General features: G+C 59.8%; 12 protein-coding genes. 7 read left to right on the top strand and 5 right to left on the bottom strand.

Annotated elements, in window-relative coordinates:
* Positions 1-23 precede the first annotated feature (23 nt).
* From GGQ73_RS05670 to GGQ73_RS05660, 3 genes are read left to right on the top strand one after another with little or no spacing between them, the layout of a single operon-like run.
* On the top strand, positions 24-890 hold the full coding sequence (locus GGQ73_RS05670; protein ID WP_412762958.1) for an ABC transporter permease subunit: 867 nt from the start codon (positions 24-26) through the stop codon (positions 888-890).
* A 1-nt stretch (position 891) separates the two neighbouring features.
* On the top strand, positions 892-1,746 hold the full coding sequence (locus tag GGQ73_RS05665; RefSeq protein ID WP_183894657.1) for an ABC transporter ATP-binding protein: 855 nt from the start codon (positions 892-894) through the stop codon (positions 1,744-1,746).
* Entirely contained in the window at positions 1,743-2,588 is an 846-nt protein-coding gene (locus GGQ73_RS05660) for a dipeptide ABC transporter ATP-binding protein (RefSeq protein ID WP_174156048.1), read from the top strand. The genes GGQ73_RS05665 and GGQ73_RS05660 overlap by 4 nt, the downstream gene beginning before the upstream one ends.
* A gap of 623 nt (positions 2,589-3,211) precedes the next feature.
* Here the strand turns inward: GGQ73_RS05660 and GGQ73_RS05655 are convergent.
* A complete protein-coding gene (locus GGQ73_RS05655; RefSeq protein WP_183894655.1) occupies positions 3,212-4,021 on the bottom strand; it encodes a class I SAM-dependent methyltransferase in 810 nt (269 codons plus the stop codon).
* A gap of 110 nt (positions 4,022-4,131) precedes the next feature.
* Between GGQ73_RS05655 and GGQ73_RS05650 the strand changes: the two genes are divergently transcribed.
* The 4 genes from GGQ73_RS05650 (at position 4,132) to GGQ73_RS05635 (ending at position 8,311) form a co-directional block, all read left to right on the top strand.
* A complete protein-coding gene (locus GGQ73_RS05650) occupies positions 4,132-5,265 on the top strand; it encodes an ABC transporter substrate-binding protein (protein WP_183894653.1) in 1,134 nt (377 codons plus the stop codon).
* A 95-nt stretch (positions 5,266-5,360) separates the two neighbouring features.
* Positions 5,361-6,497, top strand: a complete 1,137-nt coding sequence (locus GGQ73_RS05645; RefSeq protein WP_183894651.1) for an ABC transporter substrate-binding protein — start codon at positions 5,361-5,363, stop codon at positions 6,495-6,497.
* A complete protein-coding gene (locus tag GGQ73_RS05640; protein WP_183894649.1) occupies positions 6,498-7,565 on the top strand; it encodes a FecCD family ABC transporter permease in 1,068 nt (355 codons plus the stop codon).
* Complete coding sequence (locus tag GGQ73_RS05635; protein WP_174156043.1) at positions 7,559-8,311, top strand: ABC transporter ATP-binding protein; 753 nt, start codon at positions 7,559-7,561, stop codon at positions 8,309-8,311. Before GGQ73_RS05640 ends, GGQ73_RS05635 begins: the two co-directional genes overlap by 7 nt.
* Before the next feature lie 115 nt (positions 8,312-8,426).
* Here the strand turns inward: GGQ73_RS05635 and pbpC are convergent, their stop codons facing one another.
* The 4 genes from pbpC to GGQ73_RS05615 form a co-directional block, all read right to left on the bottom strand.
* The gene (gene pbpC, locus GGQ73_RS05630; protein ID WP_183894647.1) at positions 8,427-10,508 is read right to left on the bottom strand and encodes a penicillin-binding protein 1C; all 2,082 of its coding nucleotides are present in this window, start codon (positions 10,506-10,508) and stop codon (positions 8,427-8,429) included.
* The gene (locus GGQ73_RS05625) at positions 10,505-15,952 is read right to left on the bottom strand and encodes an alpha-2-macroglobulin family protein (RefSeq protein WP_183894645.1); all 5,448 of its coding nucleotides are present in this window, start codon (positions 15,950-15,952) and stop codon (positions 10,505-10,507) included. The genes pbpC and GGQ73_RS05625 overlap by 4 nt, the downstream gene beginning before the upstream one ends.
* A gap of 121 nt (positions 15,953-16,073) precedes the next feature.
* Positions 16,074-16,262, bottom strand: coding sequence for a Trm112 family protein (locus GGQ73_RS05620; protein ID WP_174156040.1), 189 nt, complete (start codon positions 16,260-16,262; stop codon positions 16,074-16,076).
* A gap of 10 nt (positions 16,263-16,272) precedes the next feature.
* Positions 16,273-16,944: an LON peptidase substrate-binding domain-containing protein gene (locus GGQ73_RS05615; protein WP_183894643.1), complete on the bottom strand. Its 672-nt coding sequence runs from the start codon at positions 16,942-16,944 to the stop codon at positions 16,273-16,275.
* Positions 16,945-16,966 lie beyond the last annotated feature (22 nt).

Genomic DNA, 16,966 nt, shown 5'->3' with positions numbered 1-16,966 from the left:
CCGAGCCGGTTTCCTCCTCCGCCATGCGCAAGCAGATGCTGAAGGAATTCTGGTTCTATTTCTCCGAAAACAAGGGTGCCGTCATCGGCCTCTATGTTTTCGTCGCACTGGTGATCGTCGCTGTCTTTGCGTCCGTCATCGCCCCGCATTCGCCCTTCCAGCAATATAGCGAGTTCACTCTGCTTCCACCCGTATGGATGGAAGGCGGCAACGCTTCCTACCTGTTGGGCACGGACCCGGTTGGCCGCGATATCCTGTCCCGCCTGATTTACGGTGCGCAATATTCGCTGTTCATCGGCGTCTTCGTCACCACCCTGTCGCTGACGACGGGCATCCTGATCGGCGTTATCGCCGGTTATTACCGCGGCTGGCTCGATACGATGATCATGCGTCTCATGGACATCATTCTGGCCTTTCCGTCACTGCTTCTGGCGCTGGTTCTGGTTGCCATTCTCGGCCCCAGCCTCACCAACGGCATGATCGCGATTGCACTGGTTCTCCAGCCGCACTTCGTGCGCCTGACCCGCGCAGCCGTCATGGCGGAAAAAAGCAAGGATTACGTCACCGCCTCACGGCTGGCAGGGGCCGGACCCATGCGTCTGATGTTCAAGACGATCCTGCCAAACTGCATGGCACCGCTGATCGTTCAGGCCACGCTGTCCTTCTCCAATGCCATTCTCGATGCCGCAGCACTCGGCTTCCTCGGCATGGGCGCACAGCCTCCGGCACCTGAATGGGGCACCATGCTGGCCGAAGCGCGTGAGTTCATTCTGCGCGCCTGGTGGGTCGTCACCTTCCCCGGTCTGGCCATCCTCATCACCGTTCTCGCCATCAACCTGATGGGCGACGGCCTGCGCGATGCGCTTGACCCGAAACTGAAGAGGTCCTGATATGGCACTTCTGCAAATCGATAATCTCACCGTCGAATTCGAAACCGCCAGCGGCTGGTTCCGCGCCGTGGACGGCGTATCCGTCTCGGTTGAACAACGGGAAGTTCTGGCCATCGTGGGCGAATCCGGTTCCGGCAAGTCGGTCGCGATGCTGGCGGTCATGGGTCTTCTGCCCTGGACAGCCCGCATTACCGCCGACCGCATGCTGTTTCAGGGCAAGGATATCCAGACGCTCAGCGCATCCGAGCGCCGCAAGCTGATCGGCAAGGATATCGCCATGATCTTCCAGGAACCGGTGGCAAGCCTCAACCCGTGCTTCACGGTCGGCTTCCAGCTGGAGGAAGTCCTGCGCATCCACATGGGTATGGACAGACAAACGCGTCATGCGCGCGCCATCGAGTTGTTCAAGCTCGTCGGTCTGCCGGATCCGGAAGAGCGTCTCAAGCACTTCCCGCACCAGATGTCCGGTGGCCAGTGCCAGCGCGTGATGATCGCCATCGCAATTGCCTGCAATCCGAAACTGCTGATCGCCGACGAGCCAACGACAGCACTCGACGTGACCATCCAGAAGCAGATCCTCGACCTTCTGATGAAGCTTCAGGCTGAAACCGGCATGGGCCTCATCATGATCACTCATGACATGGGTGTCGTGGCTGAAACGGCTGACCGCGTGATCGTGCAATACAAGGGCAAGAAAATGGAGGAGGCCGATGTGCTCTCCCTGTTTGAAAACCCCAAGAGCAACTACACCAAGGCCCTTCTGGCAGCGCTTCCTGAAAATGCGACGGGTGATCGTCTGACCACCGTTTCGCAATTCTTCGATGGAACGCCAGCAGTGGCGGGAGAACAGGCATGACCGACGCCAAGACCATGCTCGAAATCCGCAACATGAAGCGTGATTATCACCTTCCCGGCGGCTTCATGAAAAAGGCCAAGACCATTCATGCCGTCAAGGGCGTGTCGTTTTCGCTCGAGACCGGAAAGACGCTGGCCATCGTCGGTGAAAGCGGCTGTGGCAAGTCCACGCTGGCCCGCATGCTGACCTTTATCGACGAGCCGACATCCGGCGACCTTCTGATCGACGGTCAGAAAGTCGATACCCGCCCCGGTCACCTCACACCCGAGATGCGCCAGAAGGTACAGATCGTTTTCCAAAACCCCTACGGCTCGCTCAACCCGCGCCAGAAGATCGGTGACGTGCTGGGCGAGCCGCTGCTCATCAACACCAAGCTGTCCGCCGCTGAGCGTCGCGAAAAGGCCAACGACATGCTGGTGCGCGTCGGTCTGGGGCCGGAACACTACAACCGCTACCCGCACATGTTCTCCGGCGGCCAGCGCCAGCGCATCGCCATTGCGCGTGCGCTGATGCTGAACCCGAAGCTGCTGGTGCTGGACGAGCCGGTCTCGGCACTCGACCTTTCGGTACAGGCACAGGTCCTCAACCTGCTGTCCGACCTTCAGGACGAATTCGGCCTGACCTACGTCTTCATCAGCCACGATCTGTCGGTGGTGAAATACATCGCCGACGAAGTCATGGTGATGTATTTTGGTGAAGCGGTGGAATACGGCACGCGCGAGGAGGTCTTCTCCAACCCGCAGCATTCCTACACACGTTCGCTGTTTGCTGCGACACCCAAAGCCGACGTGGATTCCATCCGCGCCCGTGTGGAAGCAAAGCGCCTAGCCAAGGTCGGTTGATATCGAAAGAGCCCGGTTCGCCGGGCTTTTTTCGTGTGGGAATAGGGTCGTGGTTTTACCGTGAGGAAACCCCTCAAACCTTAAAATTCCCTTTGAAATCAGTGCTCCCACAAAAATCTGCTAAAAAGCAAAAAAATATTCGATTTTTTCTCCACGGTCCGCGAATCACCCCCACAATGGCCTCACCTCCGCCGTCTCGCTGTTTTCGCGAGACAGGGCAGGCGACGGGGGCTGGTGGATGGTCGCAGACGTGTGGGCAGACACCAGGAATACCATGTCAGGGTCAGACCGGTGGCACCCGATTTCCTCGACGCGAAAGACCATTCACGGCTTTCGGACAGGGCGAGGCGAAACGGTCCATCGGACACTGCCTGTCACGCTCAGGCCGGATCATTCACGGTCCGGTTTGGGCAAGACATGGACTATCGAAACGACATTGGCAGCCATGCAAATGCGGCACCATAGCAAACATCATACCAGAGACATGTCCGCATTTGCGTGTGCTCTCCGGGTTGACCAAGATGACACATCACGGGCGTTCCACGCCGCGTGAACGGCGAAGCGTGTCTGAAGGGATCCCATGATTTTTGACACTCTGGGCGTTGGCAGGGGGACTCACCCCCTCACTCCGGCTTCCTCGCACAAATCGCATAACGATGCTGGATGCCGCGCGCCGCAGCTTTCAGAAAATTCCAGTTCTTTGCCTGCGTCTTGTGAATGTCCCGCAGGCCCGTATCGATGACCACGCTCTCAAATCCGGCCTCCCGAAGCAAAGCCGCAACCGCTTCCGCCCGCGCCCCTTGAGAAAAATAGACCCGTGACAGAATGCTGTTGTGGGTGCCTGCCATATCGGCGGGCATGTGGACCGCCTCGGGCTTGAAGACACCCCATGCGAGCAGCCTGGCCGCAAGGTTCTTCAACAGCTTTTCGGCAAAGCTGACATTGACGAAATCGCCATCGACGATCAGCACCCGGCCACCCGGCTTCAGCACCCGCAGCCATTCGCGAAATGCCGCCTTGGGATCGACCAGCGTCCAGACCAGATGACGGTTGATGATGACATCGTAGCTGCCTTCCGGCTCCATCGTGTTTTCGGCGTCGCCCATGCGGAAGGAAATATTGCGGTTGCGGTTTCTTGCCTTCGCCCTGGCCTGCTCAAGCATCTGTTCGGACCAATCGAGGCCGGTCACACGGTAGCCCAGATCGTCCATCAGATGCGAGATGACGCCGGTGCCCGATGCAAGATCCAGCGCGCTTTTGCCTTCACCCCTGCCGAGGTGCTTTTCCACCAGACGATGCCATGCGGCCCGCTCGTCTTCAGAAAAGATTTCATGGCCGGGCGACAGATCGAACGTGTCGGCACGCGCAGACCAGTAAGCCTTGATCTCATCGCGGAGACCAAAATTGTTCCCGTAATCGTTCACATGATCCATGATATCCACCCTTGCCGAGTTCCAGTTTCGAATCGCTCTAAAAGATAAAACTTGACTCATCTAATCATAAAACCATAAAGCGCGGACAGTTTTACCGGAGAACAATTTCGATGCGCATTACAGGCAAATCCGCCATTCTTGCAATGGGTCTTCTCGTTTCCACCGTGTTGCCTGCATTTGCCGACAAAGTGACCATCAAGGACGTGACGGGACGCGATGTCGACGTCAATGTTCCCGTCAAGAACGTCATTCTCGGCGAAGGCCGCCAGATCTATTTTCTCGCCGCTCTCGACAAGACCAATCCGTTCGAGCACGTCGTCGGCTGGCGTGACGACCTACCAAAGGCGGATCCTGAGTCTTATCAGGCCTATCTGGCGAAATACCCCGATGTCGCCAAGCTGCCGACATTCGGCGGCATGAAGGACGGTACGTTCGATATCGAGCAGGCCGTTGCGCTGAAGCCCGACGTCATCATCATGAACATCGATGCCAAGACGGCAACCGAAGAAGCGGGCTACATCGAAAAGCTCGGCAAGGTCGGCATTCCCCTGGTCTATGTCGACTTCCGCGAAAAGCCCATGGAAAATACCGAGCCGAGCATGCGCGTCATGGGCAAGCTGATGGGCAAGGAAGACCTGGCCGAAGACTTCATCACGTTCCGCTCCGACAGCATCAAACGTGTGACCGATGTGCTGGACAAGGAAAAGCCGAAGAAACCAGTCGTCTTCGTTGAGCGCGCCGGTGGCTACTCCGACGATTGCTGCATGTCTTTCGGCAATGAGAATTTCGGCAAGATGGTCGAGATCGCCGGTGGCATCAACATGGCGAAAGACATCATTCCCGGCACCTTCGGCACGGTCAATCCTGAACAGGTCATCGCATCCAATCCGGACCAGATCATCATCACCGGCGGCAAGTGGGACGCGTATGTGCCGGGCGGCAACTGGGTTGGTGTCGGTTACGGCGCAGACCTCAAGGAAGCCCGCCGGAAGCTTGAGAACCTGACCAAGCGTCCAGCCTTCACCGGCGTCAAGGCGGTCCAGTACGGCAATGTCCACGCCATCTGGCACCAGTTCTACAACAACCCGTACCAGTTCGTGGCCATCCAGGAAATTGCCAAATGGCTTCACCCGGAGCTGTTCAAGGACCTCGACCCGGAAGCAACCTTCAAGGAACTGCACGCCCGTTTCCTGCCGCTTGACTACAAGCCCGGTTACTTCGTGTCCTTGAAGGACGACCGTTAAGATCAGGGCAGCGCAGGAGGAGCGCTGTCCCATCATCAGGCGAAGCCGCTGACCGCGGCTTCGCCATGCGCGTTTTGAGACTGAAAGGACCTCCCATGCCACACACGCTGTTCAAACGGATCGCAGTCCTCCTCGTCATGCTGATCGCGACGCCTGCATTGGCGACCCAGATCATCGATGCCGCCGGTCGCAAGGTCGAGATGGACCTTCCCGCCAAGCGCGTCATCGTCGGCGAGGCAAGGCAGATCCATGTCATCGCCGCATTGAAGGGCGACAAGACGTTCGATACCGTTGTCGGCTGGCGCGATGACTTTCTGACCAAGGACCCCGACAGCTACAAGGCCTATCTCGAGCGCTTTCCGCAGATCGAGAAGCTGCCGCGCTTCGGTTATCTGCCGCAGGGTGATTTCACTCTTGAATCTGCCATCGCACTATCGCCAGATGTGATCACGCTCAATCTGGAAGTCGAAAAAACGGCCAAGGAAAGCGGCTTCGAGGAGAAGGCGGCAGCAGCAGGCATCAAGGTCGTCTATCTCGACTTCAGGCTCGATCCCGAAAAAAACAGTGAAAACTCCGTCCGCATCCTCGGCCAGATATTCGGTGCCGAGCCCCGCGCCGAAGAGTTTCTCGCCTACCGCAAGGACCAGATTGCGCTCGTCACCGATAGGCTGGCATCGGTGAAAGATCTGAAACGCCCCGGTGTCTTCATTGAGCGCGCACCCGGTATTTCCGGCGAAAACACCTGCTGCCGCACCTTTGGTCCTGTCAATTTCGGCGCGATGATCGAGCAGGCCGGTGGACACAATATTGCGTCCGACGTAATCAAGACAACCTTCGGCGATCTCAATCCGGAGCAGCTCATCGTCTCCAATCCTGAGCATGTCATTGTGACAGGCTCCAACTGGGCCGCCGAATCCGACATCAACCAATTCGTGCCGGTCGGTCGTGGTGCCGATATGGCGCTGTCGCGTCAACGGCTTGCCAAGTTGATGGAACGCACACCGTTTCCTGAGCTGGATGCCGTGAAAAACGGCAATGTCCATGCTGTCTGGCACCAGTTCTATGGTGCTCCCTACGAGTTTGTGCCGATCCAGCAATTTGCCAAGTGGTTTCATCCCGATCTGTTTTCCGACATGGACCCGGAAAAGAATTTCGAGGACTTCCACGAAAAATTCCTGCCCGTCAGCTACAAGCCGGGTTATTTCGTTTCACTTGAAAAAGGCGCGAACTAAATGGCATCCATTGAGGCCGCTCATGTTGAAAAAACAGGGGGCGCACAATATCGCGCCCTCGCCGCCCGGCGTATCCTGATCCTGATCGGGCTTGTCGTCGCGCTCTGTCTCAGCCTTGCCACGGACATGGCGCTCGGACCTGCGCGCTACAGTCTTTCCGAAGTGGTCGGCGCGATCCTTGACCCCGCAGGCGTTGCAAACCAGCTGCGTGTGGTGATCTGGGACATCCGCATGCCCATCGCGCTGATGGCCGTCACCGTCGGCGCGTCGCTGTCTGTGGCGGGTGCGCAGATGCAGACCATTCTCGCCAATCCGCTTGCCAGCCCCTTCACGCTCGGAATTTCGGCGGCAGCCGCCTTTGGCGCTGCGCTTGCGCTGGTGGGTGGTGTCGCTCTTTTTCCGGGCGCCGTCGAATATATGGTGCCGGTCAATGCCTTCGTCATGGCGATGGTGGCTGCGCTCTTCATCCACTTCGCCTCGACCATGCGCGGCGTAACGGTCGAAACCATCGTTCTCTTGGGCATTGCGCTTGTCTTCACCTTCAACGCCGCGCTTTCGATGCTGGAATATCTGGCCTCCGAACAGGCGCTGGCCGCCGTCGTCTTCTGGACCATGGGCAGCCTGACCAAGGCGACATGGGCCAAGGTCTATGTGACAGGTGCGATCCTCGTCCTCACCGTGCCGCTGTTCATGAAAAACGCCTGGGCGCTGACGGCACTTCGTCTGGGTGACGACAAGGCCGCCAGCATGGGCATCAATGTGCGCCGCCTGCGTCTGCACACCATGCTGACCGTCAGCCTGCTCGCCTCCATTCCCGTGTCTTTCGTCGGCACCATCGGCTTCATCGGCCTCGTCGGGCCGCATATTGCGCGCATGGTGGTGGGTGAAGACCAACGCTTCTTCCTGCCAGGCTCGATCATTTGCGGTGCGCTGCTGCTATCGGTGACATCCGTTGTCAGCAAGGTGCTGATCCCCGGCGCGATCCTGCCGATCGGTGTCATCACCGCTCTCGTCGGTGTGCCCTTCTTCTTCGTCCTCATTTTCTCCAATAGGAGACGCGCATGGTAGCCCTTGCCCTTCAGGATGTCGGCGCCAAATACGGGCGCACGACGGTGCTGGCCCATGTCACCATGGACATGCTGGAAGCCGGAAGCATCACCGCCGTCATCGGTCCCAACGCCGCAGGCAAGTCGACCCTGTTCAAACGGATCGCCGGGCTGATCAAGGGTCCGGGCGTGGTCACGCTGTCGCAAACAGAGCAGGGCCCACGCACCATTTGCTACATGCCACAGGACACCGGTGCCAATGCCGTTCTGACGGTCTACGAATCCATCCTTCTGTCGGCCAAACAGGGCAGTGGCTGGAAGGTGCATGACGACGAGCTGGCCGAGATCGATGCCATTCTGAAGGCTCTCAACATCCACGAACTCGCCTTTCGCGGGCTTGGCGAACTCTCCGGTGGCCAACGCCAGCTGGTATCGCTGGCGCAGGCACTGGTACGCAAACCGGAAGTCCTGTTGATGGACGAACCGACATCGGCGCTGGACCTCCATCGACAGGTGGAAGTTCTGGATTTCATCACCAACCTTGCCCGCGAGCGCGGCATGATCGTTCTCATTGCCCTGCATGATCTCAATCATGCGCTGCGCTACTGCGAGCACACGATCGTCATTGCAGATGGAGCCATGGCGGTGAGCGGACAGACGTCTGCTGTCATCACACGCGACATGCTGCGGACGATCTACAAGGTGGATGCGCGCATTGAGATGTGCTCGCGTGGGCAGCCGTTTATTCTGGTGGACGGGACCGCCTGAAATGGATCGCGGAGGGTGCGGCTACCACCCACCCTCTGCCGTGACCGGCATCTCCCCCGAAAGGGGGGGAGACTGGCGGCGCGCGACATCCCGTCCACCCCAACGGCACCAACATCTATTCCACAAAAATCCGGACGCTGGACGCCCGTCCATCCGCATCGATCACGGTCAGCGTCGAAAAGCCCTGCCCCTCCGGCAACCACTCGCTGCTGCGGCGACGCGACGGTTCTGGCAAGGGTTTGCCATTGGCGAGCCAGTGGAAGGGGGCGCGCCCGCCTTGCAGTTTGAGCACGAGGGGTGAGAGATCGCCGCTCTGGCTTGAGAGCTCTATCCGCGCGCCTTCCGGGGGATAGACGATCTGGGGAGATGGTTCGCGCCGGGTGGATGAGAGAAGACCGCTGCTGGTGACGCTGAAGCGCCGCTGGTTGGCGGGCAGATCTTTGTAGGCCAGCCGCAAAACACCCGGCGGCGCTGGCGGGAATGGCGTCAGGGCAACGCCCGATTTTGAAAAAGCTTCAAACAGGATCGGTGCCGCAGAGACGTAGCCCGCAAGACCCGGGACCGAGCCGTTATCAGCACGTCCAGCCCACACGCCGATGACATAGCGGCCATCGAAACCGACCGACCATGCGTCGCGATACCCGTAGCTGGTGCCCGTTTTATAAGCGATGCCACGCTGTTTCATGCCAACGGGTGGCAGGATGCTGGAGAGGGCATCGGTGATGTTCCAGATCGCAGCCTTTGAAAACAGCGGATCGACATTCAAAAGCTGCGGTTTGTTGCGCACCCCGTCTCCAAGGACGACGGGTTGACCGCCATTGGCAAGGGCCGCGTAAAGCTGGACGAGGTCAACTAGAGAGAGACCGGCACCCCCCAGAGCAATCGCCAGCCCCGGCGCTTCGGCCTTTGGCAATGTCAGTTTGACGGACGCGCGGCGAAACCGGACCAGGAGGGCGGCCGGACTGACCGCATCCAGCAGGCGCACGGCGGGGACGTTGAGGGACAGTTGCAACGCCTGCCGAATGCTGACATCGCCCTGGTATTGCATATCGAAATTGCGCGGGCGGTAGCCTGAAAAATCCGCCGGGCGATCTTCGATGACAGTCTCCTGAGCGATAAGGCCGTTTTCAAAGGCAAGCCCATAGATGAAGGGTTTCAGCGTCGAGCCGGGAGAGCGCACTGCGCGGGACATTTCCACCCAGCCACGGCGATTGCTATCCAGAAAATCGGATGAGCCGACGTCGGCGACGATCTCACCCGTCGTGCTATCGGCCATGACGATGGCGACCGAAACCTTATCTCCCAACTTTTCGGCAGAGCGCTGTGCGAGGTCTTCGAGCTCTTTTTGAACGGGCAGACGCAGCGTCGAGCCAATGGTCAAGGACTGCGGAAACCTGGCACGCGCCGCCTGCGCCAGATGAGGGGCGTAAGACGGAAGGTCCAGGCGCTTTGCGGGAATGGCAACGACGGCGGCGCGGGCGGCCTCTCCCTCGCCGACCACGCGTGAGACGGCGAGCCGTTGCAGCACACGCGCGCGCGCTTGTTTCGCCGCATCCGGAAAGCGATCCGGACGGCGCTTTTCCGGCAGTTGCGGCAGCGAAACGAGCAAGGCCGCCTCCGCCGTATCAAGCCGCTTCGGCTCCTTGCCGAACCAGGCAAGGCTTGCTGAACGCACACCTTCCAGATTGCCGCCATAAGGTGCAATGTTCAGATAAAGGTCGATGATCTCCGGCTTGCTGAGGCGTCGCTCGATCTGCCATGCCCGCACCATCTGGAGAAATTTCGTGCCAAGCGAGCGATCCGTCCGCGGCTCGATCAACCGCGCCACCTGCATGGAAAGTGTCGATGCCCCCGAGACGATGCGGCCATTGGTCAGCAATTGCCACGCAGCGCGGCCCAGGGCCTGAACATCGACGCCACCATGGTCGAAGAACCGCTGATCCTCATAGGCGACCAGCATGTTGATGAATTGTGGATCGACATCTTCAGCACTGGTGTGAAGCCGCCAACGCCCCTGTGGTGTCGCAAACGCGCGCAACAGCTTTCCGTCTCTGTCCAGCACCTCCTGCGAGACGATCCGGGCATTTTGCAGGGGTGGCGGGTAGGCGTGGTCCAGACGGTTCAGTGCATAGATGCAGGCGGCAGTGAGGACTGCCGCCAAAACAAAACCGCTGATGAACGCCCGCCACCTGATCATTGCTGCGCCGCGCGGACCTCCAGGCGACCGGTTGCCGTGCGCGCCGAGAACTGCGGACGGTACATATCTTCCACCGATGCGGCCGGATTGTCGTAAGTGCCGGGTGTTACGGCCCTGACGACATAGGCCAGCGTCACCTCCGCATTATCGCCCGCAGCCTGATCAAACGCTGCAACAAAACGGTCGTAACGGAACTCGGTATGCGCAGCCTCGGTTTCCGGCAACCAATCGAAATTGGAAAGCGCCGCGCTGTTGACGAGGCTCGGATTGTCGATCTCGAACCCCGACGGCAGGAGATCGGTCAGCATGATACGCTGCTGCCAATCGTGCTTGGGCGTCACCGACAAGACCACGACGTAGCGTTCGTTTTGCGTCGCTTCGCTGATATCAACCTCTTCGCCTTCAAGGGAATAATAGGTTTTCTTGATCTCGAAACCATCGCCGCCGGCAGGCAGCGGCTGTGCTGGCGGGGCGACGGTGGTCACGACCGCCGTGACCGTATCCTTCGAGGCATTGGTGATCTTGAGGGGCGATTGCAAAAGCTCGTCGCCGCTCATCCCCTTGCTGTATCCGCCCTGTTCAAGCGTGCCGTTGATATCGAGCTTCACATCCTTGTCCTCACCCTTCAAGGCGCGGGCGGCGAGCAGCATCCAGGCCTGTTCCTGTGTGCTGGTATAGGCTTTCGCATCCCAGGCCTTGGCCACAGCGCTGGCCAGTTGCGGCACCACCGCAGGAACGGGGCGGCTTTCTGCTGCAAGGGCGAGCGAGGCGGCGCCATCGCGCAGCACAGAACCATAATCCGCGCGGGACAGGCTGACATTCGTCGTTGCGGCCGCCATGCTGAGAGACGCACCGAAGACCGTCTTGGACCGGGCGGCATCGCCATAAAGCGACAGGGCAGATGCCAGTTGCGCCTTGGCCAGCGGCGTCGGGAAATCGTTCAAGGTCGTGTCGGCATAATAGCGCAGATCGTTGATGGCAGCCTTGCGGTTGCGGGCCAGAACATACAGCGAGTAGGCGATTTCGTTGCCGCGATCTTTGACGTTGTTGTCGTAGGCAAGACCATTTTGCAGGTTGGTCAGCGCCTGAACCATGGCGGTTTCAGGGACATCATAGGATTGCTCCCGTGCCCGCGTCAGGAAGTCGGTGATGTAGGCGTCCAGCCACAGATCGCCTTCGCCGGGAGACCAGAGGCCAAAACTGCCCGATGTGGACTGGAAGGACAGCACGCGATAGATCGCGTCCTGCACCCGCTTGCGCAGATCCTGATCCTGCGCACCGCCGCGCTGCGTCATCAGTTCCGAGACGTAGAGCAACGGCAGCGCACGACTGGTCGTCTGCTCGGCGCAGCCATAGGGGTATTTATCCAGCATCATGACCAGACCCGGAACATCGAAGGCGGGTGAACGCGTGACGTTGACGGCCACCGACGACCCCAGCAACATGCTGTCAGCCAGCAATGCGCCATCCACCGTCAGAGTGCTGTTGGGTGCGATCTTGATGTTTCGACGCGTCGTGACCGGCAAGACCGAGGGACGAACGGGAATGTTGAGCGCCTGTTCCAGCGAGATGCCGCTGGCGTTGCTGAGCTTGATCGTTATTGCCCCGTTGCCCGGATATTCACCGGTCAGCGGTACGGTCAGCGAGGACTTGCCACCCTTTTGCAGCGTGACGGTCTGCGACACCTCGCCCTGATCGACGGTCAACGCCGTGTTGCTGGCGATATCAAGCTTGTAATCGCCCGCATCGCCATCCGTATTGGCGATATCGACGCGCATTTGCGAGACGTCGCCGGGGCTGAGGAATTTCGGCGCACTGGCGGTGATGACAACGGGATCACGAATGACGACGTCCGACACAGCATGACCGACGCCGGTCTTTGTCCAGGCCACGGCCATGACGCGGGCCGTGCCGTTGAACTGCGGAATATCGAAACGGATGATGGCCTTGCCGTCCGCATCAAGCTCCACCGGACCGGCAAAAAACGCCACCAGCTTTTCCTTGGGCGGGCTGCCCTGAAGAGCAACCTGTCCGCCGTCACCACCCGTTCTGAGCCGCCCTGTGGCGCCGAGCGAGCCATCGATCAGACGACCGTAGATATCGCGGATTTCCAACCCGAGACGACGCTGGCCGAAATACCATTCATCCGGCTTGGGTGGTTCATAGCGGGTGAGGTTGAGAATGCCGACATCGACGGCAGCGACGGTGACATAAGCCTTGTCCCCCGCACCGGCGCCGGACACCTGCACCGGAATTTCCAGCGGCTGGCGCGGCAATGTCTGCTTGGGCAATGTCAGTGCGATGCCGAGCTTTCGCTCTCCGGGATCGACGGCCAGCCACTTCACACCGATGGCGCGCATCGGCATGCGGCTTTCCTGCGCGTCGCCGGGCCGGAACAGGGTAGCGGTCACGTAAGAGCCCGCACCCCACTCCCTGGTTACGGGAATATCGACTTCGCCGCCGTTCTCACCGACATCGACGTTCTGGACCGCAATCAGCTTGTCAGAGCCGGACGCGACCATGAGCTGGCCGGCAAAACGGGAGGTCACTTTCAATTTGGCGGTGTCGCCGATCGTGTAGCTCTGCTTGTCGAGTGCGATTTCCAGCGCATCCGGTGTTTCGGTCGAACTTGCGGTGACGTACCAACCGGCATCGAACTCGACGCTGGACGCAGGACCGCCGTTTTCAGCGGATTCGACTTCCAGGCGATATCGCCCCCACGATGCAAGCACGGAAATCTCGCCGCCATTGGCATCCACGGCCAGGGTGCCGGTCTGCACCTGCTTGGTATAGACGACGGGCTCGTAGCGCCATGAATTGCCCTGGCGATACCATTGATAATTGCGCTCGACCTTGATGAGTTTCCAGGTCAGGCCGCTCATGGCCTGTTTCGTGCCATCGGCGGCAAGGCCGATGACGTGGAAACGACTCACGGAATTTTCCGCAAGATCGCCGGAGAATTCCGGCTTGATGCCGATCATGGCGCTATCGGATTTAACCGGAAGGGTCAGCGAACGCTCCACGGCGCGGCCACCGGCCTCGCGCATCCGCACGGTGATATTGGCAGACAGAAACTGCGTCGTTGACGGCAGGTCGGCCAGGGTGACCGCAAACTGCGCCTTGCCGTTTTCATCCAGCGCAGGCAGCGCATCCAGCGTGGTGCGGCTTTCCTCCTGGCTTTCCTCATCCGCCAAACCAAACTCGTAGCCATCGAAACCGGCGCGGGTGCGCGTGGCCTTCAGCGCGATTTCACCTTCAAGTTCGAGACCGGCAGCGGGCGCGCCGTAGAGATAACGGCCATCGACATCGATGGTGGTATCGGCAACCGGATTGATCTCCTTGGCCTTGCTGGTCAAGTCGAACTCGGTCCTGTCTGGCACGAAGTCATCAACGAGGAAGGACTTTTGACTGATGGCTGCCGTCTTCGGGTCGGTATGGATTGCCACGGTCCAGGTGCCGCGCATGGCATTTTCCTGCAAGGCCAGATCAACGGCATAACCGCCCAAGGCCTTGCCATCACTGACGAAACGGCGATCTTCCACACCATCGGGGCGCGAGAAGACAAACGTCAGCGGTAGGTTCTCCACCGCATTGCCCTCGACATCGCGCGCTAGCGCCGCCGCATGCACAGTTTCACCGGCGCGGTAGATGCCGCGCTCGGTCCAGCTGAACACATCCAGTGCACCGGGTGCGGCGCGGCCGGTGACGCCACGGTCCGAGAGGTCGAAACCGGCCCGGGTCATATCGAGGAAGACATAGTCCTTGTCGCCGTTTTTCGCAGTGATGATGGCAGGTGCCTGCCCTGCCGACCCGCGCATCAGACCTGCGGAGAAGATCGCCCTACCCTCACCGTCGGTCGTGGCGGTGCCGAGAATTTCGTTGTTTCTGGCCAGAAGCTGAAGTTCGACCCCTTCCAGCGGCTTTGCGGTGCTGAGTGCGCGCACGAAGACGTTGAGGCCATCGGTTCCGGCATAGGTGGTGATGCCGGTATCGGACACGAGAAACCATTGCGTGGCGCGCGAATCCCAATTTTCGGCTGGCGTACCGGGCGGGACCGCAGTCAGGACGTAAATGCCAGGCTTGCGCTCCGGCAATGCTTCATCGACTGGAAAGCTCGTGACGACGTCCTTGTTCAGCTCATTCTGTATATCGATGCTGCCCTGCCAGACCAGTTCACCGATTTCGTTTTCGATCCGCTCCGCGCCATAGCCATCCATCTGCGTCAGGAACTGCGAATTGCTCAGCAATGTCGTGATGCTGCGATCACCGACGCGGTAAAGCTTCAGATCGGCACGATCGGTGTTGACGGTCACGAGCGGGATGCCGCGACGGGCTGTCCCCGGAAGAACAAAGTTCTCGCCGGTAAAGCGCACCGAGCCGGACCTGTCACGGACATAGATATCGAGATCGACCTGCTTTTCCAGCGGTTCTTCGACCGAGGACGGAAGACCGGCGCGCAGCGCGATCTTGTATCGCTGGCCGTGGGTCAGACCTTCGACGCAAATCTCGCTGCCCTCGGCTTCGATGGCCTTGGGTGCTGCGCCATCCAGCGTGACGAAGGAGGAATAATCGACACCGTTCTTGACCAGGGGTTCCGAGAACTGGACGCAGGCGCGTGGACTGACACTATCGGTATCGACAGTGTTGTCGATGACCCGGAAGCCCTGCCGGGTCTTGAGATCGGCATAGGCGGCGCGCGTCTGTGGATCATCCGACAGAGCAAGACGTGCCTTGTAGCTGCTCAGCGCCGCGCGGTAGTTCCGTGCCCCTTCGAACGCGACCGCAAGCATGTCGAGCGCGGCGGTGCGAGCCGCCACGGACCGGCTCAAAGAATAGGCGTTGAGAGCACCGGACACTGCCAGCGACGACATCGAAGCGTTGCTCTTCACATTTGCGGCGGCGCGCGAAAGTTCACCCCACACCGCACCATCTTCCAGGCCGAGCGCCAGCGCCTGCTTGTAGCTGCCGACAGCACCGACGAAATCGCCACGGTCGGTTTGTTGGCGGGCCACAGACAACCAGTCGGCCATGGATTGACCGTCTCCGGCAGGAACGAAGCTGGCTTTGAGACGTCTGGCCTCCTGGTAGAGGCTATCATCGACAAAGGCGAGTTTCTGCGGTGCGCCGATATCCGGCTCGCTCGCCACCTCCACCACCTTGCCCGCAACGGCACCTGGGAACGCGTTGAGCTGGTTGAAATCCGATTTCAGGAAGCACCATTGCACCCTGGGATTATAGGTGAAGGCCTTGCAGGATTTGTCGTTGATACAGATGGTTTCGCATTGTGGCAGCGACACATTCTGCTCTGTGCGAAGATCGAAGCCAAAATAATCGCCGTTTTGCGTCGTGACGATCTTGCGCGTCGTGTCCTGCGCGAGCGCCGGCTGAACGGCCAAAGTTGCGACAATAAACAGCAGGCTTTTGAAAACAACGCGCATGGACATCAGTCCCTCCCCGATACGCATGACCGGGGCGACTTTGCTCGCACTTCAGGATAAAAGTCAACGCGAACGCATGGTGCGATGTGTGAAGTTTGGACGACGCCGGTTCTGGGACCAACGCATCTCAGTCTTCGATGCGTCTTGCTTCCGACATCAGCATGATCGGGACGCCGTCACGAATGGGATAGGCGAGTTTGGCGCTTTCGGAAATCAGCTCGTTGGCGTCCCGATGATAGGAAAGGCGGCCTTTGGTCAGCGGGCAGACGAGAAGCTCCAACAGCTTGGGATCGACATTGCTCAGTTTCTCGTCCATCGCTCGAGCCTCACTGCAACGTCGTGCCGCTTGGGGTGTCACCCTGAGCAAGCAGGATCTCGGTGATCGCGATCAGCGTGTCGGCTCTCGATTTGAGGTCCGGCGCTTCGAGAAGCGCCTGCTTTTCGGCGGCACCGAAGGGTGACATCATCGAAAGCGAGTTGACCAGAACGCGGTTTCCAGCACGCTCCACGCTCTCCCAGTCGGCCTCCAGCTGGTTGGCATCGAGAAACGCCCTGAACACGCGCAGGAGGTTTCCACGGTCCACCGCGTCCTCGTCGTTTTCGCCCGAGAGATCGGCGATGAAGGGTGCGTGTCTGAAGCTGCGGTAAGGCTTTCCAGCGGTTGCTTCCTCCAGCAGACGGAACCGGCAGATGCCACTCAAGGACACCATATAACGACCGTCGCCCGTCTCTGAAAAGGATGTGATGCGGCCCAGGCAGCCGATCTGGCTCAGCTGGCCTGCTTCGGCGCCCCCATCCAGCGAGGTCAGTGCTGGCTGCACCATACCGATCAAACGATGTCCGGCCAGCGCGGCGTCGAACATGGCCAGATAACGCGGCTCGAAAATATTGAGGGGAAGCTGGCCTTCCGGCAGCAGGAGCGCACCGGAAAGCGGAAAAACGGGCACCACATCCGGTAGATCCGTGGTCTTCAAGTATCTCGCATTGCCGACTTGCATGGACGTGTCCTCATTTTCGAGA

This window comes from Rhizobium skierniewicense (genome assembly GCF_014196515.1).
Lineage (GTDB): Bacteria > Pseudomonadota > Alphaproteobacteria > Rhizobiales > Rhizobiaceae > Agrobacterium > Agrobacterium skierniewicense.
This window is presented reverse-complemented; position numbering and strand designations above follow the sequence as displayed.

Excerpts from the sequence above, each read along its gene's own strand:
- GGQ73_RS05645 (WP_183894651.1), top strand. The coding sequence starts at position 5,361 with ATGCCACACACGCTGTTCAAACGGATCGCAGTCCTCCTCGTCATGCTG.
- GGQ73_RS05655 (WP_183894655.1), bottom strand. The coding sequence starts at position 4,021 with ATGGATCATGTGAACGATTACGGGAACAATTTTGGTCTCCGCGATGAG.
- GGQ73_RS05625 (WP_183894645.1), bottom strand. The coding sequence starts at position 15,952 with ATGTCCATGCGCGTTGTTTTCAAAAGCCTGCTGTTTATTGTCGCAACT.
- GGQ73_RS05615 (WP_183894643.1), bottom strand. The coding sequence starts at position 16,944 with ATGCAAGTCGGCAATGCGAGATACTTGAAGACCACGGATCTACCGGAT.
- pbpC (WP_183894647.1), bottom strand. The coding sequence starts at position 10,508 with ATGATCAGGTGGCGGGCGTTCATCAGCGGTTTTGTTTTGGCGGCAGTC.
- GGQ73_RS05640 (WP_183894649.1), top strand. The coding sequence starts at position 6,498 with ATGGCATCCATTGAGGCCGCTCATGTTGAAAAAACAGGGGGCGCACAA.
- GGQ73_RS05670 (WP_412762958.1), top strand. The coding sequence starts at position 24 with ATGCGCAAGCAGATGCTGAAGGAATTCTGGTTCTATTTCTCCGAAAAC.
- GGQ73_RS05635 (WP_174156043.1), top strand. The coding sequence starts at position 7,559 with ATGGTAGCCCTTGCCCTTCAGGATGTCGGCGCCAAATACGGGCGCACG.
- GGQ73_RS05660 (WP_174156048.1), top strand. The coding sequence starts at position 1,743 with ATGACCGACGCCAAGACCATGCTCGAAATCCGCAACATGAAGCGTGAT.
- GGQ73_RS05650 (WP_183894653.1), top strand. The coding sequence starts at position 4,132 with ATGCGCATTACAGGCAAATCCGCCATTCTTGCAATGGGTCTTCTCGTT.
- GGQ73_RS05665 (WP_183894657.1), top strand. The coding sequence starts at position 892 with ATGGCACTTCTGCAAATCGATAATCTCACCGTCGAATTCGAAACCGCC.
- GGQ73_RS05620 (WP_174156040.1), bottom strand. The coding sequence starts at position 16,262 with ATGGACGAGAAACTGAGCAATGTCGATCCCAAGCTGTTGGAGCTTCTC.